General features: G+C 62.3%; 19 protein-coding genes and 1 riboswitch. Of the genes, 7 read left to right on the top strand and 12 right to left on the bottom strand.

The annotated features are described in order from the left end of the window. Positions 1–84 precede the first annotated feature (84 nt). Entirely contained in the window at positions 85–699 is a 615-nt protein-coding gene (locus tag VPH41_RS21570) for an outer membrane protein (protein ID WP_328571445.1), read from the top strand. A 65-nt stretch (positions 700–764) separates the two neighbouring features. Here VPH41_RS21570 and VPH41_RS21565 read toward each other — a convergent pair whose 3' ends face one another. The 8 genes from VPH41_RS21565 to VPH41_RS21530 form a co-directional block, all read right to left on the bottom strand. Then, on the bottom strand, positions 765–959 hold the full coding sequence (locus VPH41_RS21565) for a hypothetical protein (RefSeq protein WP_034753063.1): 195 nt from the start codon (positions 957–959) through the stop codon (positions 765–767). A gap of 15 nt (positions 960–974) precedes the next feature. After that, positions 975–2,327: an ATP-dependent protease ATPase subunit HslU gene (hslU, locus tag VPH41_RS21560; RefSeq protein WP_287776072.1), complete on the bottom strand. Its 1,353-nt coding sequence runs from the start codon at positions 2,325–2,327 to the stop codon at positions 975–977. 136 nt (positions 2,328–2,463) lie between these two features. Then, entirely contained in the window at positions 2,464–3,000 is a 537-nt protein-coding gene (hslV, locus tag VPH41_RS21555) for an ATP-dependent protease subunit HslV (protein WP_010394217.1), read from the bottom strand. Between the two features lie 222 nt (positions 3,001–3,222). After that, the gene (gene dksA, locus VPH41_RS21550) at positions 3,223–3,675 is read right to left on the bottom strand and encodes an RNA polymerase-binding protein DksA (protein ID WP_034753066.1); all 453 of its coding nucleotides are present in this window, start codon (positions 3,673–3,675) and stop codon (positions 3,223–3,225) included. A gap of 482 nt (positions 3,676–4,157) precedes the next feature. Then, the gene (locus VPH41_RS21545; RefSeq protein ID WP_328571444.1) at positions 4,158–5,258 is read right to left on the bottom strand and encodes a CobW family GTP-binding protein; all 1,101 of its coding nucleotides are present in this window, start codon (positions 5,256–5,258) and stop codon (positions 4,158–4,160) included. A 139-nt stretch (positions 5,259–5,397) separates the two neighbouring features. Then, positions 5,398–6,345: a tyrosine recombinase XerC gene (locus tag VPH41_RS21540; RefSeq protein WP_328571443.1), complete on the bottom strand. Its 948-nt coding sequence runs from the start codon at positions 6,343–6,345 to the stop codon at positions 5,398–5,400. Between the two features lie 5 nt (positions 6,346–6,350). Next, positions 6,351–7,028 (bottom strand): DUF484 family protein, encoded by a 678-nt coding sequence (locus VPH41_RS21535; protein ID WP_152281991.1) that lies wholly within the window; start codon positions 7,026–7,028, stop codon positions 6,351–6,353. Between the two features lie 179 nt (positions 7,029–7,207). Beyond that, entirely contained in the window at positions 7,208–8,296 is a 1,089-nt protein-coding gene (locus VPH41_RS21530) for a porin (protein ID WP_328571442.1), read from the bottom strand. Between the two features lie 124 nt (positions 8,297–8,420). On the opposite strand from VPH41_RS21530, the gene VPH41_RS21525 reads away from it, so the two are divergent. Together VPH41_RS21525 and VPH41_RS21520 are read left to right on the top strand one after the other, a co-directional pair. Next, positions 8,421–8,621: a hypothetical protein gene (locus VPH41_RS21525; RefSeq protein WP_152281993.1), complete on the top strand. Its 201-nt coding sequence runs from the start codon at positions 8,421–8,423 to the stop codon at positions 8,619–8,621. A 91-nt stretch (positions 8,622–8,712) separates the two neighbouring features. Beyond that, the gene (locus tag VPH41_RS21520; protein WP_328571441.1) at positions 8,713–10,215 is read left to right on the top strand and encodes a tetratricopeptide repeat protein; all 1,503 of its coding nucleotides are present in this window, start codon (positions 8,713–8,715) and stop codon (positions 10,213–10,215) included. A 23-nt stretch (positions 10,216–10,238) separates the two neighbouring features. Here VPH41_RS21520 and dapF read toward each other — a convergent pair whose 3' ends face one another. From dapF to VPH41_RS21505, 3 genes are read right to left on the bottom strand one after another with little or no spacing between them, the layout of a single operon-like run. Then, on the bottom strand, positions 10,239–11,102 hold the full coding sequence (gene dapF / locus VPH41_RS21515) for a diaminopimelate epimerase (protein ID WP_328571440.1): 864 nt from the start codon (positions 11,100–11,102) through the stop codon (positions 10,239–10,241). A gap of 11 nt (positions 11,103–11,113) precedes the next feature. After that, on the bottom strand, positions 11,114–11,989 hold the full coding sequence (locus VPH41_RS21510; RefSeq protein WP_152255451.1) for an LpxL/LpxP family acyltransferase: 876 nt from the start codon (positions 11,987–11,989) through the stop codon (positions 11,114–11,116). After that, positions 11,986–12,855: a lysophospholipid acyltransferase family protein gene (locus tag VPH41_RS21505; protein ID WP_328571439.1), complete on the bottom strand. Its 870-nt coding sequence runs from the start codon at positions 12,853–12,855 to the stop codon at positions 11,986–11,988. Before VPH41_RS21505 ends, VPH41_RS21510 begins: the two co-directional genes overlap by 4 nt. 188 nt (positions 12,856–13,043) lie before the next feature. Here VPH41_RS21505 and metK point away from each other — a divergent pair, with 188 nt between their 5' ends. The 4 genes from metK to metF all read left to right on the top strand — a co-directional run bounded on the left by metK (position 13,044) and on the right by metF (position 17,108). Further along, positions 13,044–14,210, top strand: coding sequence for a methionine adenosyltransferase (gene metK, locus VPH41_RS21500; protein ID WP_152255449.1), 1,167 nt, complete (start codon positions 13,044–13,046; stop codon positions 14,208–14,210). 122 nt (positions 14,211–14,332) lie between these two features. Continuing rightward, positions 14,333–14,401, top strand: a riboswitch (S-adenosyl-L-homocysteine riboswitch). Positions 14,402–14,428: 27 nt separating this feature from the next. Next, on the top strand, positions 14,429–15,853 hold the full coding sequence (ahcY, locus tag VPH41_RS21495) for an adenosylhomocysteinase (protein WP_034783536.1): 1,425 nt from the start codon (positions 14,429–14,431) through the stop codon (positions 15,851–15,853). Between the two features lie 81 nt (positions 15,854–15,934). Further along, positions 15,935–16,291: a phage holin family protein gene (locus VPH41_RS21490; RefSeq protein ID WP_152281997.1), complete on the top strand. Its 357-nt coding sequence runs from the start codon at positions 15,935–15,937 to the stop codon at positions 16,289–16,291. Beyond that, complete coding sequence (gene metF / locus VPH41_RS21485; RefSeq protein ID WP_152255446.1) at positions 16,278–17,108, top strand: methylenetetrahydrofolate reductase [NAD(P)H]; 831 nt, start codon at positions 16,278–16,280, stop codon at positions 17,106–17,108. Before VPH41_RS21490 ends, metF begins: the two co-directional genes overlap by 14 nt. Before the next feature lie 15 nt (positions 17,109–17,123). Here metF and VPH41_RS21480 read toward each other — a convergent pair whose 3' ends face one another. Then, positions 17,124–17,651, bottom strand: a complete 528-nt coding sequence (locus VPH41_RS21480; protein WP_328571438.1) for a 5-formyltetrahydrofolate cyclo-ligase — start codon at positions 17,649–17,651, stop codon at positions 17,124–17,126. Positions 17,652–17,697: the final 46 nt, after the last annotated feature.

Below are 17,697 nucleotides of genomic sequence, written 5' to 3'. Positions count from 1 at the left end.
TTTACGGCAAAAGAGATGACACTCCCGCTTGTGGCTCGCACGGCGCGCTACAACCAGGCACTCATCCACTTGTAGAGGTTATTCATGTCCTTCAAATTACGTTTCCCCGCAGCGCTGCTGGCGCTGGCCGCCATCGCTCCCTTGCATGCTTCGGCTGCCGATCCTGCGCCGGGCCCCATCTACATGGGCGCCAGCTACGGCTTTCGCGCCAGTACCGGCCTCGACTGCGTGCCGGGACAAAGCGACTGCGACAAAAGCAGCAAGCGCAACGGCAAGGCCTACGTGGGTTACAGTTTCGACGCGCTGCCGTTTCAGGGCGGCGTGGCCCTGCCTTCGATTGAGCTGGTGGGGTATATGGGGGGCGAAGTGAAGTCCGGCTTCGACACGGGCGCCGGCAAGACGGCCGGGCGCGGCAAGTTCACGGGCCTCGGCATGCAGGGCGTGCTTGGCTACCAGTTTGACGCGTTTACCCTGAGCGGCCGCGCCGGTGCGGCTTACACGCAGGGCAAGGTCGATTATCTGGGCGGCGGTTCGGACAAGAAGAGCAAGATCGGCCTGACCTACGGCATCGGCGCGGCGTATGCGCTGAATCAGAACTGGTCGCTGCACCTCGACTGGGATCGCGTGCCCGTCAAGTACAGCAACAAGCAAACGACCAAGGTCGACATGTTTTCGCTGGGCGCGTCCTACCGTTTCTGACGGCAGGCGGCCGGCAATGATGGCCTGATGGCGGACGCCCCGGAAACGGGGTGTCCGCGGGCGGCCTATTTGTCTGTTTCTACTTTCAACAGCAGTTTCGCCAGCAGCCGTTTTTCCTGCTGGCGCTGGCCTGACACGGTCTTCACGTGTGCCCCGGCGGCGCGCTGCAGGGCGGCAGTGGCGACGGGGTTGCGCGGTTTTTGCGAGGGTTCGACGCGGAACTGCATTTTCTGCCGCGTCGCCAATGCCTTGTTTGCCATCGGTCCCCTCCCTGATTACAGCACGTAGCGCGACAGGTCTTCGTTGACCGACAGCGCTTCCAGGCGTTCGTTGACGTAGGCGGCATCGATCACCAGCACGTTTTCCGTACTGCTGCTGCCTTCGCTGGCCGTAAACGACACTTCTTCCAGCAGTTTTTCCATCACCGTATGCAGGCGGCGCGCGCCGATGTTTTCCGTGCGCTCGTTTACCGAGTAGGCGATTTCCGCCAGGCGCGTGATGCCTTCCGGCGCAAATTGCAATTTGAGGTTTTCCGTCGCCAGCAAGGCTTCGTACTGCATCGTCAGGCAGGCGTCGGTGCTCGTCAGGATGCGCTCGAAGTCCGAAATCGACAGCGATTCCAGTTCCACGCGGATGGGGAAGCGCCCCTGCAGTTCCGGGATCAGGTCCGACGGTTTCGACAGGTGGAAGGCGCCCGAGGCGATGAACAGGATGTGGTCCGTGCGGATCATGCCGTACTTGGTGTTGACGGTCGTGCCCTCGACCAGCGGCAGCAGGTCGCGCTGCACGCCGGCGCGCGAGACGTCGGCGCCGCCCGATTCCGAGCGCGAGGCGATCTTGTCGATTTCATCGAGGAAGACGATGCCGTTCTGCTCGACGTTCTGGATGGCCTTCTGTTTCAGCTCATCCTCGTTGACCAGCTTGGCCGCCTCTTCCTCGACCAGCAGTTTCAAGGCTTCGCGGATCTTGATCTTGCGCGCCTTCTTGCGCTGTCCGCCCACGCCCGAAAACATGGACTTGATCTGCTCCGTCATTTCTTCCATGCCCGGCGGCGCCATGATTTCCATCTGCGGGCCCGCCTCGGCCAGCTCGATCTCGATTTCCTTGTCATCGAGCTCGCCCTGGCGCAGGCGCTTGCGGAAGGTCTGGCGCGTGCTGTCGCCGCTGCCGCTGTCCACGGCCGCTGCCGTATTCGGCGTGAAGCCGAAGTCGCGTGCCGGCGGCACGAGGATGTCGATGATGCGGTCTTCCGCTGCGTCTTCGGCGCGGGCGCGCACTTTCTTCATTTCCAGCGCGCGCGTCTGCTTGATGCCGATGTCGATCAGGTCGCGGATGATGGTGTCGACGTCGCGCCCCACATAGCCCACTTCCGTGAACTTGGTCGCTTCGATCTTGATGAACGGCGCCTCGGCCAGCTTGGCCAGGCGGCGCGCGATTTCCGTCTTGCCGACGCCCGTGGGGCCGATCATGAGGATGTTCTTGGGCGTGATTTCATGGCGCAGGGGCTCGGCCACCTGCTGGCGGCGCCAGCGGTTGCGCAGGGCGATGGCGACGGCGCGCTTGGCCTTGGCCTGGCCCACCACGTGCTTGTCGAGTTCGGTGACGATTTCCGACGGGGTCATGTTCATGATCATAGTTGGCTTTCTATCTTTCTTTTGCGTAGAGTGCCCGAAAAACGTTCAGGGCAAGGCGCTTGGCCGCAGGCAGTACCTTTTTGTACGCCTAGGCCAGGCAACGCCGCCATGGGCGTTTTCTCGGGGACTCTTAGTCCAGGGTCTCGATGATGTGGGACATATTCGTGTAGATGCAGAGTTCCGCGGCGATGGTCAGCGATTTCTTGACCACTTCGGCCGGCGACAAGTCCGTGTTTTCCTGCAGCGCCTTGGCGGCCGACTGGGCATAGGTGCCGCCCGAGCCGATGGCGCCGATGCCGTCTTCCGGCTCCAGCACGTCGCCATTGCCCGTGATGACCAGGGTCGACTCGCTGTCGGCCACCAGCAGCATCGCTTCCAGGCGGCGCAGCACGCGGTCCGTGCGCCAGTCCTTGGCCAGTTCGACGGAGGCGCGCAGCAGGTTGCCCTGGTGCTTTTCCAGCTTGCCTTCAAAACGGTCGAGCAGGGTGAAGGCATCGGCGGTGCCGCCGGCAAAGCCGACCAGGACCTTGCCCTGGTACAACTTGCGCACCTTGCGGGCCGTGCCCTTCATGACAATGTTGCCCAACGTTACCTGGCCGTCGCCGCCCAGCGCGACTTGCTTGCCGCGCCGGACGCAGAGGATGGTGGTGCCGTGAAATTGTTCCATAGTGACCTCAAAAGATTCGTGCCGATGCGTGCAGCGTCATGCGCCTGCGCGCCCATGGTTCAAAAATGGGGATGGAAAAGGCAATTGCAAGCGGGACTTGCCGCTGCCGTGCCTGCTTCAGTGTAGTCGGCGCGGGACGAAAAAAAAGCACGCAACGCAGGTTGTGTGCTTTTTTGACTCGCCAGCGCGGGGCCGCCAGGGCGGCGCGCGAGGGAAGGGCGATCAGTCGCCGTACAGTTTTTGCTTCAGTTCGCGCCGTTGCTGGGCTTCCAGCGACAGGGTGGCGGTCGGACGGGCGATCAGGCGGGGGATGCCGATAGGCTCGCCCGTTTCTTCGCACCAGCCGTAGTCGCCGGCGTCGATGCTGGCGATCGATTGCTGCACTTTCTTCAGCAATTTGCGTTCGCGGTCGCGCGTGCGCAGTTCCAGCGCATGCTCTTCCTCGATGGTGGCGCGGTCGGCAGGGTCCGGAACCAGCACGGTTTCACGCAAGTGTTCCGTGGTTTCGCCGGCGTTTTTCAGCAAATCTTTTTCGAGCTGCTGCAGGCGTGCCTTGAAGAATGCCAGTTGTGCCGGATTCATGTAGTCATCTTCGCTCATGGCGCGAATTTGGTCTTCGCTGATGAGAGGGATGTCTTGGTTGGCGGCCGGGGTCGATTTATTAGTTTTGGTCATAACTTCGCTTACCTTCGATACGACAGAGTTTTCAAATTGATCAGTTGATGCGGCGATGCCGAGCAACTGTACAGGTTCCGCTGGGCATTGCTGTCCGGATGTACTGCTTGCGACCTTGGCTTGCCGGCGGCGGCCAGGACTACCGGCCGGCTATATTTGCCATGTTGATAACTTTTTACCGCTCTATGCCAGTCGCGCTATGCGCGCGTCAACGGGCGTGTTGGGTGGATCGGTTGCATGCCTGGCATGCGGCCAGCGGCAGTTTGCCAGCATTTCATGACAGGCGAACGACATGGGCCGTTTTCGTCGCTGATTTTGGCACGCTTTGCTTTATATTGCCATCCCGATTTGTTGACTTGCCGATCAGAGACGGCCACCTGTTGGTTTATACCAGCAAGATGCGTGTCAGACAGCGGGAAAGCGTGCTTAACTTTCCCTTTTGTTTCTGCTTTGCAACGGATACTTTGCAAAACCCGGCTAGTTTATACCAAACATTGTTCGAGTCCGCGAATAAAAATGTCTTTTGGTAGATTTTTGCCAATAAACACCATTTTGCTGCCACGCACTTCGTTCTCGCCCCATTTGGCGCCCAGGTCGCTGCCCATCAGCTGGTGCACGCCCTGGAAGACCACCTTGCGTTCCGCGCCCTGCATCAGCAGTACGCCCTTGTAGCGCAGCATGCGCGGGCCGTACACCTGCACCAGGCCGCCGAGGAACTCGTCGAGTTTGGCGCTGTCAAACGGTTGCGTGCTCTTGAATACAAAGGCGGCGATATCGTCGCTGTGCTGCGCGTGGTGGTGGTCGGCATGGCCGCAATCGGTGGCGCAGGCGTCGCTGTGCTCGTGATGGTGTGCGTTCTCGCCGGCATGTGCATGTTCATGGGCGTGCTCGTGCGCATGGTCATGATCGTGCACGTGGGCCGTTTCCGTGGCCAGGAAATCCGGGTCCAGTTCCAGCTTTTCGTTCAGGTTGAAGCCGCGGATGTCGAGCACTTCGGCCAGCGGCGCGCGGCCGAAATCGACCTTGGCGATGGGCGCGCGCGGGTTGATGCGCTTCAGGCGGCGCGTCAGGGTGGCCACGTCGTCTTCACTGACGAGGTCGGTTTTCGACAGCAGCAGCTTGTCGGCAAAGCCCACTTGCCGCTGGGCTTCCTCGTATTCATCGAGTTGCTTCATGGCATGGCGGGCATCGACCACCGTGAGGATGGCGTCGAGCATGTAGTGGCTGCCCACTTCTTCGTCGACAAAGAAGGTCTGCGCCACGGGACCGGGATTGGCCAGGCCCGTCGTTTCGATGACGACGCGGTCGAACGCCAGCAAGCCGGCGTCGCGCTTGCGCGCCAGTTCCGTCAAGCCCACGATCAGGTCGCCGCGCACGGTGCAGCAGATGCAGCCGTTGTTCATCTCGATGATGTGCTCGTTGCTATCCTGCACCAGGATTTCATTGTCGATGTTTTCCTGGCCAAACTCGTTCTCGATCACGGCGATGCGCATGCCGTGGTCTTCCTGCAGTATGCGGTTGAGCAAGGTGGTTTTGCCTGCGCCCAGGAAGCCGGTGAGGATGGTGGTGGGAATCAGTGCCATGAAGGATGCCTATGCTGTAATCGGTGGTGCCCCCGCGCAAGCGGACGAATGCGGACGATTATGCCGGAATTTTGCAAAAGCTTGCAAATGGGCGCCGAGTCGCTTGATATGGATCAGGTCGGCAAGGGGCCAGGGGCGCTTACTTGAGCTTGGCGCGCGGGTGCGCCTGGTCATACACGTGCGCCAGATGCTGGAAGTCGAGGGCCGTGTAGACCTGGGTCGAGGTGATGCTGGAATGGCCGAGCATTTCCTGCACGGCGCGCAAGTCGCCCGACGATTGCAGCACGTGCGAAGCGAACGAGTGGCGCAGCACGTGCGGGTGCACATTCGCGGGAATCTCTGTGGCCAGCGCATGCGCCTTCAGGCGCAGCTGCAGTACGCGGGGCGAGATGCGCGTGCCGCGCGTGCTGAGGAACAGCGCGGCGCTGCCATCGGCCGCCGGCGGGCGCACGGCCAGCCAGCTGGCCAGCGCGACGAGGGCCGCCTTGCCGACGGGCACCTTGCGCATCTTGCTGCCCTTGCCCGTGACGATCACTTCAAAGCTGGCCATGTCCAGCCAGCCCAGCGAAGCGTCCTGGCCGTTCTCGGCCTTGCAGTAATGGGTGTCCAGGCTGGTCAGTTCGGAGACGCGCAAGCCGCTCGAATACAGCAGCTCGAACATGGCGCGGTTGCACAGTTGTTCCGGTTCGGCGGCGCCTTGCTGGTGTTGCGCGGGCGCCACGAGGCGCACGGCATCGTCCACCGACAGGGCCTTGGGCAGGGTCTTGGCCCGCTTGGGCGCGCGGATGCCGTCGACGGGGTTGGCGTCGAGCTGGGTCTCGCCGCTGAGCCAGTTGAAAAAGCCGCGCCAGGACGACAGCTTGCGGGCGATCGAGCGCGGGTCGAGGCCGCCGGCATGCAGCTTGGCCGTGTAGCGGCGCACTTCATTGTGCGCCAGGGCCGTCCAGGGCGTGTCGCCGCTCAGTTCCAGCAAGGTGCGCAAGTCGCGCCCGTAGGCGTCCAGCGTGTGCGGCGACAGCTTGCGCTGCGTGGCCAGCTGCGCCAGGTAGCTGGCCAGCCATTCGGCCTTGCTGCGCGCGTCGCCCATGCTTGTTAAGCGGGCGCGCCGGCGCGCAGCGCCGCCAGGGCGGCGCTGGCCGTGGCGCCGATATGCACGAGGAAGTCGGTGCCCATGCTGGACGTGAAACGTTCGCTGTCGGGCGAGCCGAGCACCAGCAAGCCGAAGGTACCCGTGGTGCCGGGCGCGCGCAGGGCGATCATGACGGTCGATTCGACTTTATCGGCCTGCAGCCAGTGCACGGCTTCGAAATCGCGGTTGCTGCCGCAGTACGGCGCTTGCAGGCTGTTGGCGAACATGCGCACGTCGGCCGTGACATCGTCCGTGAACCAGCCGTTCGCGTGTTCCGGCAGCACTTGCCACAGGCGCAGGCTGACGTAGGGCACGTCGAAATTGCTTTGCAAGGCATCGACCAGCACGCGCGGCATGTCGGCATCGTTGCGTACTTGCAGCATGGCCTGGTTCCAGCCGTGGAACTTGCTGGCGATATCGCCATTTTCCTCGGCCAGGCGGCTCAGCTTGGACATGCGCAGTTCCAGCGCCTTGTACTTGTCGCGCATCACTTCCATCTGCCGTTCCTGCAGTGAGATGGTGCGCCCCGTCAGCGGGCTGCTCAGCTTGACCTCGCCGAGCAGCGCGGTGTGCTCTTCGAAGAAAGTCGGATGCTCGCTCAGGTACTGGGCGACGGTGCTGGAATCGAGTGTGGCGGTCATTGAGAATATCTGTCAGTGAAAGGTGAACGCTTCATTCTAACCGAGAGTGCGGCGGCATAGGCGCAAAGGGCGGGGCGCCCATGCATTTTCCGTGTGCCCATGAAAAAAGCGGCATGGTTGCCCATGCCGCCTTGCATTCCTTGCTCAGCAATCACCCGTGGCGGGTGACATGCGGGGCATTAGAAGTTGTGATGTACGCCCAGACCGAAGTAGTTGATGCTTTTCGCAACGTTGTAGTTGATGCTATTGGCAACGGCTGCTTTTTTGTTCGAAATGTCTGCGTACAGGTAGGTACGTTTCGACAGGTTGTAGTCATAGCCAATCGATGCCTGCTTGGATTTGACTACGCCATCCGGCGTTTTTTGACCGTAGCCAGCGCGGATCTTGCCTGGGCCGACGTCGTAGTTGGCGCCCAGTACCCACGATTTGGTGCCGGTATTGATGATTTTGAAGTCGTCATCTTTCTGGTGCTGGATCGACAACATGACTTTCAGCTCAGGAATCGGATTGACCGAGGCGGCAACCGACCACAGCTTGGCTTGCACGCCATTACGCTCGTAGGCGGCCATGGCGGCAAAGCCAGGCGATGTGTAGGTTACGGACATCGAGTACGGATTCGATGCTGGCGCCACGTTGGCTGGCAGTGCATAGTTACCCGAGGCAAATGTTACTGCGTTGCCCGGCGCACGCGCTGGAACGAGGCTGTTGTTGTTTGCTTCCTTGGCAGCTACGGTGGCGTTCAGCTGGAAGCCTTCGATCACTGGCGAGTTGTAGAACACGGCGTTCGAGAAGCGGTTACGCGAGTTGCCATCTGCGCTCAGCGGATCGCTGGTGTAGCCGGCGACGGTCAGGTCGGTCTGGAAACCGGCTGGCGTAGGCATGCCCGACCATGGTTCGAACGCGGTGCTCGATTCCTGGAAGGCGGTCAGGCCACGGCCCAGGCGTACGGTACCGAAGTCGCCCTGCAGGCCGACGCGGCTTTGACCCTGGAACAGCGGACGCGAATTGGTGCCCGACGTGTTTTCGATGGTGCCGGTATCGGATTCATAGCGAATTTCCAGTTGGAAAATAGCTTTCAAGCCATTGCCCAGATCTTCCGTGCCCTTGAAGCCCAGTTTGTTGTTGTCGCGTTTGGTGACGGCAGTGCTCGAACCAGTCGCTTTGGCCAGGCCTGCATCGATCGTGCCGTAGATTTGGACGGACGACTGCGCTTGTGCTGTTGCGGCAAAGGCGCCGAAGAGTGCGAGGGCAACGAGTGATTTTTTCATGTCTTATTCCCTATTAAAAGTGAGTTCCGTCCGAGATCCGAGCAGATTGAAATGCGCGAACTGTCGCGTTTCGATGAATGAACCTTAATTCGTCGGCGCGCAAGACGTGCGGGATTGGTCAAATATGCGTGAAAAGATTGGTGAAAAGCGTCATAAATCCACAGCCCTGTTGTATTTTTGTAACGCGCGGTTTCTGCGCGATCCTGCGCCGATGGCAAGCGCCTTCCCATCGTCGCGGCCGCCGCGCCCTGTCATCTTGGCGTATCCGGGCCAGGACATTGTTGCGTTGAATCAAGTTCTTCAGCCGGCTTTGGGGGATTTATGACACAAGGACGTTACACTAAGGGACGGCCCGCATGCAGGGGCCTGGAGATGGCTCACTATTACTAGAATCATTGACTCAATATCGAGAATCGATGGCAAATCGCGAAACATTAGGATTGATCAAGGGCGCACGTGCTGGCGATGTGGCGTGCCAGCTGGCGCTGGGACGCGTGTATCTGTTCGGCCAGGGAGTGCCGCAAAGCTTGCCGACCGCCTTGCACTGGCTGGCGCGGGCGGCCCAGGAGGATAGCGAGGAAGCGTGCATGCTGATTGGCACGCATGTGCCTTTTGAAGTGGCGCAGCCGGCAGCCAAGGCGCTGATCCCGTATTACGCGCAGGCGTTCGATGCGGGCCTGGTGCAGGCCGGGCTGGTGCTGGCGCAACTGGTGCTGGGCAATGCCGCCAGCAGTTGCGAAACCCTGCGCGCCAAGGCGCGCCTGGCGCTGGACGCCGCCGTGCGGGCCGGCTTGCCCGATGCGCAATGGTTGTTGTCCATGCAGGAAGGCGCATCCGCAGTCCCCGTGCCGGATGCCAGCCTGGCTGGCGAGCAAGCCTTCGACGGCGACACGCCGCTGTATGCGGGGCTGGAGCAGGCCTGGAGCCAGGGCGACCATGCGGGATTCCTGGTGCAAGCCTTGCCGCTGGCGCGCGAGCTGCTGCAGCGGCAGGCGGCGGCCGGTGCGCGCACGATCGCCCTCGACGCGCAGCAGGTGCTGCTGCTGTCGCGCTGTGCCCAGGCATTGGCGCCTGGCGGCGATGCGGAAGGCTGGCAGTGCTGCGAGCTGGCCGCGCATGGCGGCGACCGCACGGCGCAGCTGGAGCTGGGACTCGGCTATGCGCGCATGGATGCGCATGGCCAGCGGCTGGCCACGCGCCATGGCGCCGCCAATTTCAAGCGGGCCGTGCGCTGGCTGACGCAGGCGGGCGAGCAGGGACTGGCCGAAGCGTGGTTCGTGCTGTCGCGTATTTATACGAAACCGGAATTTTCCCAGCGCAATGTGGTCGAAGCCCATTCCTGCCTGGAGCGCGCTGCCGACCTGGGGCATGGCCCGGCTCAGCTCGAGTGCGGCATGCATGCCTGGCGCAACCGCCGCGACGGCGTCAACAGCGATGTGCGGGCCGCGTATTGGCTGCTGCAGGCGCAGGCGCAGGGCAGCAGTGAAGCGGAGGCGGCGCTGGCGAAGATCGCGCCGCAGGGCGAGCCCGGCGACTGGGGCCAGTGCGCCGCGCTGCATGCCGATGGGCACTTGCGCCAGCTGGGCCAAAGCCACCCGCTGCTGGCGGCGCGGCTGGAGCTGGCGCGCCGCTTTCATTTGTCGCGTGCCGAGGCGTTGCTGCTCGATATCCATGCGGCCGACCAGGGGCATTGTCTGTTGATCGATATCAGCGCCACGCATGGGCGCGGCAAGCGGCGCCTGGTGCTGATCCGCACGGCGCAGGAGCGCCAGCTGCTCGATCAGGTGGTGCGCCTGTTCGAGCGCGTCGATTGCGGCGTGACGGGGCCGGAAGGCAATTACCGGCAGCGCCTGTACCGGCTGAAGTGCTACCTGGCCGAGCTGGATGTCGCGCAGGAACAGCAGTTCCTGGCGGCATGATGTAGAAAGGCTTGCCGCGCTGCCTACAGCTCGATCGAGCCTTCGAAGACGGTGACGGCCGGACCCGTCATCAGCACGGGATGGCCCGGGCCTTGCCATGCGATCGACAGTTCGCCGCCGCGCGCGCTGATGCGCACGGGCGAGTCGAGCCGGCCCCGCATGATGCCGGCCACGGCAGCGGCGCAGGCGCCCGTGCCGCACGCCAGGGTTTCGCCCGCGCCCCGCTCGTACACGCGCAGTTTCACGTGCTGGCGGTCGACGATCTGCATGTAGCCCGCGTTGACCCGGCGGGGGAAGCGCGGGTGGTGTTCGATCAGCGGGCCCGATTGTTCCAGGTCTTGCGCGTCGACATCGTCGACCACTTGCACGGCATGCGGGTTGCCCATCGACACGACCGATACCAGCACGGGGGCCGTCAGCCCCGGCAGCGCCAGGTCCAGCGGCCACACGGTGTCGTTGCCTTCCGTTACACCAGCGAGGCCGTTTGCATCGAACGGCACCAGCGCGGGTTCCAGCACGGGCGCGCCCATGTCGACCGTGATGCTGCCGTCGATCTCCAGGCGGGGCGCAATGATGCCGGCCATGGTTTCCACACGGATGCTGGTCTTGTCGGACAAGCCTTTTTCGCTGACGAACTTGACGAAGGCGCGCGCGCCGTTGCCGCATTGCTCCACTTCGCCCCCGTCGTTGTTGTAGATGCGGTAGCGGAAGTCGCAGCCGGGCAGGCGCGGCTTTTCCACCACGAGGATCTGGTCGGCGCCGATGCCGAAACGGCGGTCGGCCAGGCGCTGCCACTGGGCCGGCGTGAAATCGATGTCCTGGTTGATGGCGTCGATGACGATGAAGTCATTGCCGGCGCCATGCATTTTCGTAAAGTGGAGTTTCATGGTCTGCCGTATCACTTGTGCTGGTTATAGAACGACGCTTCGCCTTCGGGACGCGTCTTGAAGCGCTTGTGCGTCCAGAAGTATTCGGCCGGCGCTTCGCGCACGCGCTCTTCGATGAATTCGTTCATGCGGCGCGTGGCGGCCGTGATGTCGTCGCCCGGGTAATCGTCCCACGCCGGGTAATAAGTCACTTTCCAGCCCTGGTAATTGGGCAGGAAGGTGGCGATGACGGGAATGACCTGTGCCTTGGCGGCCAGCGCCAGGCGCGCCGTGGCCGTCAGGGTGGCGGCGGGCACGCCGAAGAAGGGCACGAATTCCGCATCCTTTTCGCCGAAATCCATGTCCGGCAGCATGAAATAGGGCAGGCCGTCGCGCAGGGCGCGCAAAATCGTCTTGATGCCGTCCTGGCGCGTAAACAGCTTGGGCGGCTTGAAGCGCGAACGGCCGTTGCGCAGGGCCTGGTCGAAGGCCGCGTTCTTTTGCTGCACATACATGGACGAGGCGGAAATTTCCATGGCCGTGGCGGCGCCGGCCACGTCGAGGCAGACGAAGTGCGGACACAGCAGGATGGTGGGCTTGGCCGCGATCTGCTGGCCCGGGAAGGCGGGCACCTTCTTGATCAGGCGGTTCAGCCGTTCTTCCGACGACCACCACAGGATGCTGCGCTCCCACACGCTGCGCGAATACGCCTGGAAATGCTGGCGTGCCAGGGCCACGCGCTCGGCTTCCGACAATTGCGGCATACACAGGCGCAGATTCGTCAGGGCAATCTTGCGCCGCGTGGGCATGGCGATGAACAGCAGGCTGCCGACGGCCACGCCGAAGCGGCCCAGGATGGGCAAGGGCAGCCAGTGCAGCAGCCACATGAAGGCGATCAGCAGTCTCATGCCTGCTCCTTGGTCGCTTCGGGCGCGGCAGGCGCGGGCGGCGGCGCACCGCGCGGCACCTTGTAGCGGTTGTAGCTCCACAGATATTGCGCCGGGCTGCGCGCGATCAACTGTTCCATGGCTGCATTGATGGTGCGCGCCTGTTCCGCCGAGGTACTGTCGAGCGACTCGGTGAAAGGCACGAAGTGCACGACATAGCCGCGTCCGCCCGGCAGGCGCTCGGCGTAGGTGATGATGACTTCGGCGCCGCCCATCTGCGCCAGCTTGGCCGGCAGGGTCATGGTGTAGGCGGGACGGCCGAAGAAATCGGCCCACACGCCTTCGCCCTCCTGCGGCACCTGGTCGGGCAGCAGGCCGATGGGCTGGCCTTTTTTGAGGCATTTGGCAAAGATGCGCACGCCCGACATATTGGCGGGCGCCAGCATCAGGTTTTCGCGCGCGCGGGCGCCTTCGATCAGCGGCTTCAATGCAGCGCGCTTGGGCGGGCGGTACATCACGGTGAGCGGCGTGCGCAGCGCGATCTGCTGGGCGACGATTTCAAAGCAGCCCAGGTGCGGCGTCAGGAAGACGATGCCGCGGCCGTGCTGCAGGGCTTTTTCCACCAGTTCCCAGTTTTCCACCGTCGCATGGCGCGCCACGCGTTCGGCCGGCGCGCACCAGATGAAGGGCAATTCCAGTACGCTCTTGCCCGCTTCGGCCACGGCCGTGTGCAAGTGTTGCGAAAACCCCGCACCCTGCATGTTTTCGCGCATGCGGCGCCGGTAGGACGGTGAAATGGCGTAAATCACCCAGCCAAGCGCAGCGCCCAGGCCATGCAGGACGGGCAGGGGAAAGATGGACAAGAAGCGGAAAATTGGGACTAACATGTATAAGCGGTTTCCAGGAATGGCGTGTTGCTGTGCCAAAATTTTTTAAGAAGCGTAAAATACCACGTATGCAGTAACCGCTGAGTTAATAGACAACTTGCGAAGCGGAATATAAATATCGCTAAAGCGTCGCAGGCAAAATCCTCTTTACTGCGACAGAACATTCACATAGTAAACAGGAGCTTGCAATGTCAAACGACTATCTCTTCACTTCCGAATCCGTCTCGGAAGGCCATCCCGACAAGGTTGCCGATCAAATTTCCGACGCCATCCTTGACGCCATCCTGGCCCAGGATCCAGCCGCCCGCGTGGCTGCCGAAACCCTGTGCAACACGGGCCTGGTGGTGCTGGCTGGCGAGATTACCACTCACGCCAATGTGGATTATATTCAAGTTGCGCGCGAAACCATCAAACGCATCGGTTACGACAACACGGAATACGGCATCGACTACAAGGGTTGCGCCGTGCTGGTGGCCTACGACAAGCAGTCGCCGGACATCGCGCAAGGCGTCGATGAAGGTGCGGGGATTGACCTGGATCAAGGCGCTGGCGACCAAGGCTTGATGTTCGGTTATGCCTGCGACGAAACGGCCGAGCTGATGCCCGCCGCCATCCACTACGCGCACCGCCTGGTCGAACGCCAGTCGCAGCTGCGCAAGGATGGCCGTTTGCCATGGCTGCGTCCGGACGCGAAATCGCAAGTGACCCTGCGCTACGTCGATGGCCGCCCCGTCGGCGTGCACACGGTCGTGCTGTCGACCCAGCATGCGCCGGAAATCTCGCATTCGCAGATCGAAGAAGCGGTCATCGAAGAAATCATCAAGCCCATCCTGCCGCGCGAATGGCTGACGGACACGAAATTCCTCGTCAACCCGACGGGCCGTTTCGTCATCGGCGGTCCGCAAGGCGATTGCGGCTTGACCGGCCGCAAGATCATCGTCGACACCTACGGTGGCGCAGCCCCGCACGGCGGCGGCGCGTTCTCGGGCAAGGACCCGTCAAAAGTCGACCGTTCGGCAGCATATGCGGCCCGCTACGTGGCGAAAAACATCGTCGCCGCCGGCCTGGCGCGCCAATGCCAGGTGCAGGTCAGCTACGCCATCGGCGTGGCCAAGCCGATCAACATCACCGTCTACACGGAAGGCACGGGCGTGATTCCTGACGCGGAAATCGCCAAGCTGGTGCTGGCGCACTTCGACCTGCGTCCAAAAGGCATCGTGCAAATGCTGGACCTGCTGCGCCCGATCTACCAGAAGAGCGCCGCCTACGGCCACTTCGGCCGCGAAGAGCCGGAATTCACGTGGGAACGCACGGACAAGGTCGCCCTGCTGCGCGACGCCGCCGGCCTGAAGTAATCCAGTCCGCTTGCTGATGAGCGCCCCCGGCCTGCTGGCTGCGGGCGCTTTTTTTATGTGTTGTTACGTGGCAATGCGGTGCAAACAGGCTGGCGCGGCGGTCTTGACAATGTTAAAATCCCGTGTCCGAGGAGCGTTGCGACGAAGAAATTCGCCAGGCTCGGAATATCCTGCAACCGCGCTCACGTACCTTTTTCAACAACTGAAAGGAGGGCGTGATGAACGCCGTACTCAAATCGCAACACGACTACACCATCGCCGATATCACCTTGGCTGCATGGGGCGACAAAGAAATCAAGATTGCTGAAACGGAAATGCCTGGCCTGATGGCCATCCGCGAAGAATTCGCGGCAGCGCAGCCTTTGAAAGGCGCGCGCATCACCGGTTCCATCCACATGACCATCCAGACCGCCGTGCTGATCCAGACCCTGGAAGCACTGGGCGCGCAAGTGCGTTGGGCATCGTGCAACATTTACTCCACACAAGATCACGCCGCCGCCGCCATCGCTGCCGCCGGCACCCCTGTGTTCGCCGTCAAGGGCGAATCGCTGGACGACTACTGGGAATACACGCACCGCATCTTCGAATGGCCGAACGTGGACGGCAAGGCGGTCTACTCGAACATGATCCTCGACGATGGCGGCGATGCCACCCTGCTGCTGCACCTGGGCGTGCGCGCGGAAACCGACCTGTCGGTACTGGCCAACCCCGGTTCGGAAGAAGAAATCTGCCTGTTCAATTCGATCAAGAAACACTTGCTGGCCGATCCGACCTGGTATTCGAAGCGCCTGCCGGAAATCCTGGGCGTGACGGAAGAAACCACCACCGGCGTGCACCGCCTGTACCAGATGCACAAGGAAGGCAAGCTGGCTTTCCCTGCGATCAACGTGAACGATTCCGTGACGAAATCGAAGTTCGACAACCTGTACGGCTGCCGCGAGTCCTTGGTCGATGGCATCAAGCGCGCCACCGACGTGATGATCGCCGGTAAAGTGGCCGTCATCGCCGGTTACGGCGACGTGGGCAAGGGTTCGGCCCAAGCCATGCGCGCCCTGTCGGCGCAAGTGTGGGTGACGGAAGTCGACCCGATCTGCGCACTGCAGGCGGCGATGGAAGGCTACCGCGTGGTCACGATGGATTACGCGTGCGAACATGGCGACATCTTTGTCACCTGCACGGGCAACTACCATATCCTCACGCACGATCACCTGACGCGCATGAAAGACCAGGCCATCGTCTGCAACATTGGTCACTTCGACAATGAAATCGACGTCGCTTCGTTGAAACAATACGAGTGGGAAAACATCAAGCCGCAAGTCGACCACATCATCTTCCCGTCGGGCCGCCGCATCATCCTGCTGGCCGAAGGCCGCCTGGTCAACCTCGGTTGCGGCACGGGCCACCCGTCGTACGTGATGAGCTCGTCGTTTGCCAACCAGACGATCGCGCAGATCGAACTGTACGCCAACACGGCCAACTACCCGGTCGGCGTGTACACCTTGCCGAAACACCTCGATGAAAAAGTCGCCCGCCTGCAACTCAAAAAGTTGAATGCGCAGCTGACGGAACTGACGCAAGAGCAAGCCGACTACATCGGCGTGCGCACGGAAGGTCCATACAAGCCAGACCACTACCGCTACTGATCGGTAGTCCGGGGCTGTAACTCACCCTCCGAGGGCCGGCGTCCGCCGCCGGCCTGACCTCACTTTTGACAGGCTAGAGAAATGCGCTTGCTACTGATTTGGTTTATCAATGCGGCAGCCCTGTTTGCCGTTCCCTACCTGATGCACTCGGTAACGATGAGCAGCGGCTGGACCGCGCTGCTGGCCGCCGCCGTGCTGGGACTGGTCAATGCGCTGATCCGCCCCCTGCTGATCCTGCTGACCCTGCCCGTGACGTTCTTGTCGCTGGGCCTGTTCATTTTGATCATCAACGGTTTCATGTTCTGGCTCGTGGCGCAGGTGATCGCTGGTTTCCATGTCGCCAGTTTCTGGTCGGCCGTGGGTGGTGCATTGCTGTACAGCGTCATTTCCTGGGCCCTGTCGACCTTACTTTTGAGTAATGACGATGGCAAACCATAACTTCAGTATTGAGTTTTTCCCGCCGAAAACCCCGGAAGGGGCGGAAAAGCTGCGCGCCACGCGGGTCAAGTTGTCCGAGTTGCATCCGAAGTATTTCTCGGTGACGTTTGGCGCGGGCGGCACCACGCAGCAGGGCACGCTCGACACCGTGCGCGAGATCCTGGCGGCCGGCGAAGAAGCCGCGCCCCATCTGTCTTGCGTGGGCGGTTCGCGCGAATCGATCCGCGCCGTGCTGGCCGACTTCAAGGCGGCTGGCGTGAACCGTATCGTCGCCTTGCGCGGCGACTTGCCGAGCGGCTATGGCGCCTCGGGCGAGTTCCGCTATGCCAACGAGCTGGTGGAATTCATCCGCGCCGAGACGGGCGACCATTTCCATATCGAAGTGGCCGCCTATCCGGAAGTGCACCCGCAAGCCCGTTCGCCGCAGGACGACCTGAACGCGTTCGCGCGCAAGGTGCAGGCCGGCGCCGATGCCGCCATCACCCAGTACTTCTACAATGCCGACGCGTATTTCCAGTTTGTCGAGCAGACGCAGAAGATGGGCATCAACGTGCCCATCGTGGCAGGCATCATGCCGATCACGAACTACACGCAGCTGATGCGCTTTTCGGACATGTGCGGCGCGGAAATTCCACGCTGGGTGCGTCTGAAGCTGGCCAGCTTTGGCGACGACAGCGCGTCCATCAAGGCCTTTGGCCTGGACGTGGTGACGGGCTTGTGCGAACGCCTGCTGGAAGGCGGCGCGCCAGGCTTGCATTTCTATAGCATGAACCAGGCGGCGCCCACGACCGCACTGTGGCAGCGCCTGGTCAAGTAATCCCCATCTGATCCGTCAGAGCAGATCGCCCTCGGTCACGATGTGATCGAGGGCGATGTCGTATGTGCCGCTGGCAAATGATGCCTTCAGACAGCCGTATGCCACACCGAGGGTGCGGGGGCGTGGCGCGTGTTCCAGGGTGCGGTCGTAATAGCCGCCTCCATAGCCGAGCCGGAAACGTTGCTCATTAAACCCCAGGCAAGGCACCAGCAGGGTGGCGGGCGCCGGGCACAGGCGCAATTGGGCCGGTACGGCCACGCCCATGCCATCCTTGACCATCGCTTCGCCCGGCGTCCAGGTAGAAAACGCCAGCGGCGCGTGCTTTTCCAGCACCACCGGCAGGCTTAACTGCACGCCGCGCGCGGCCAGCTGCGCATACGCGCCGTGCAAGTCCGGCTCGCCATGCAGGGGCCAGTAGACGCCCAGTTCCCCGACGTTTTCCTGCGCGCACCAGTCCAGCAGGCGCTGCGCGATGGCCGCATCCCACTGCGTGCGCGTGGCCTCGGGCAGGGTGCGGCGGGCCGCCAGCAAGGCTTTGCGCAAGCCGGCTTTTTCCTGTGGCGCAATGGGTGGCCGTGTAGCCGGATCG

It is taken from the genome of Janthinobacterium sp. P210006, assembly GCF_036231885.1.
Taxonomy (GTDB): Bacteria; Pseudomonadota; Gammaproteobacteria; order Burkholderiales; family Burkholderiaceae_D; genus Janthinobacterium; species Janthinobacterium violaceinigrum.
This window is presented reverse-complemented; position numbering and strand designations above follow the sequence as displayed.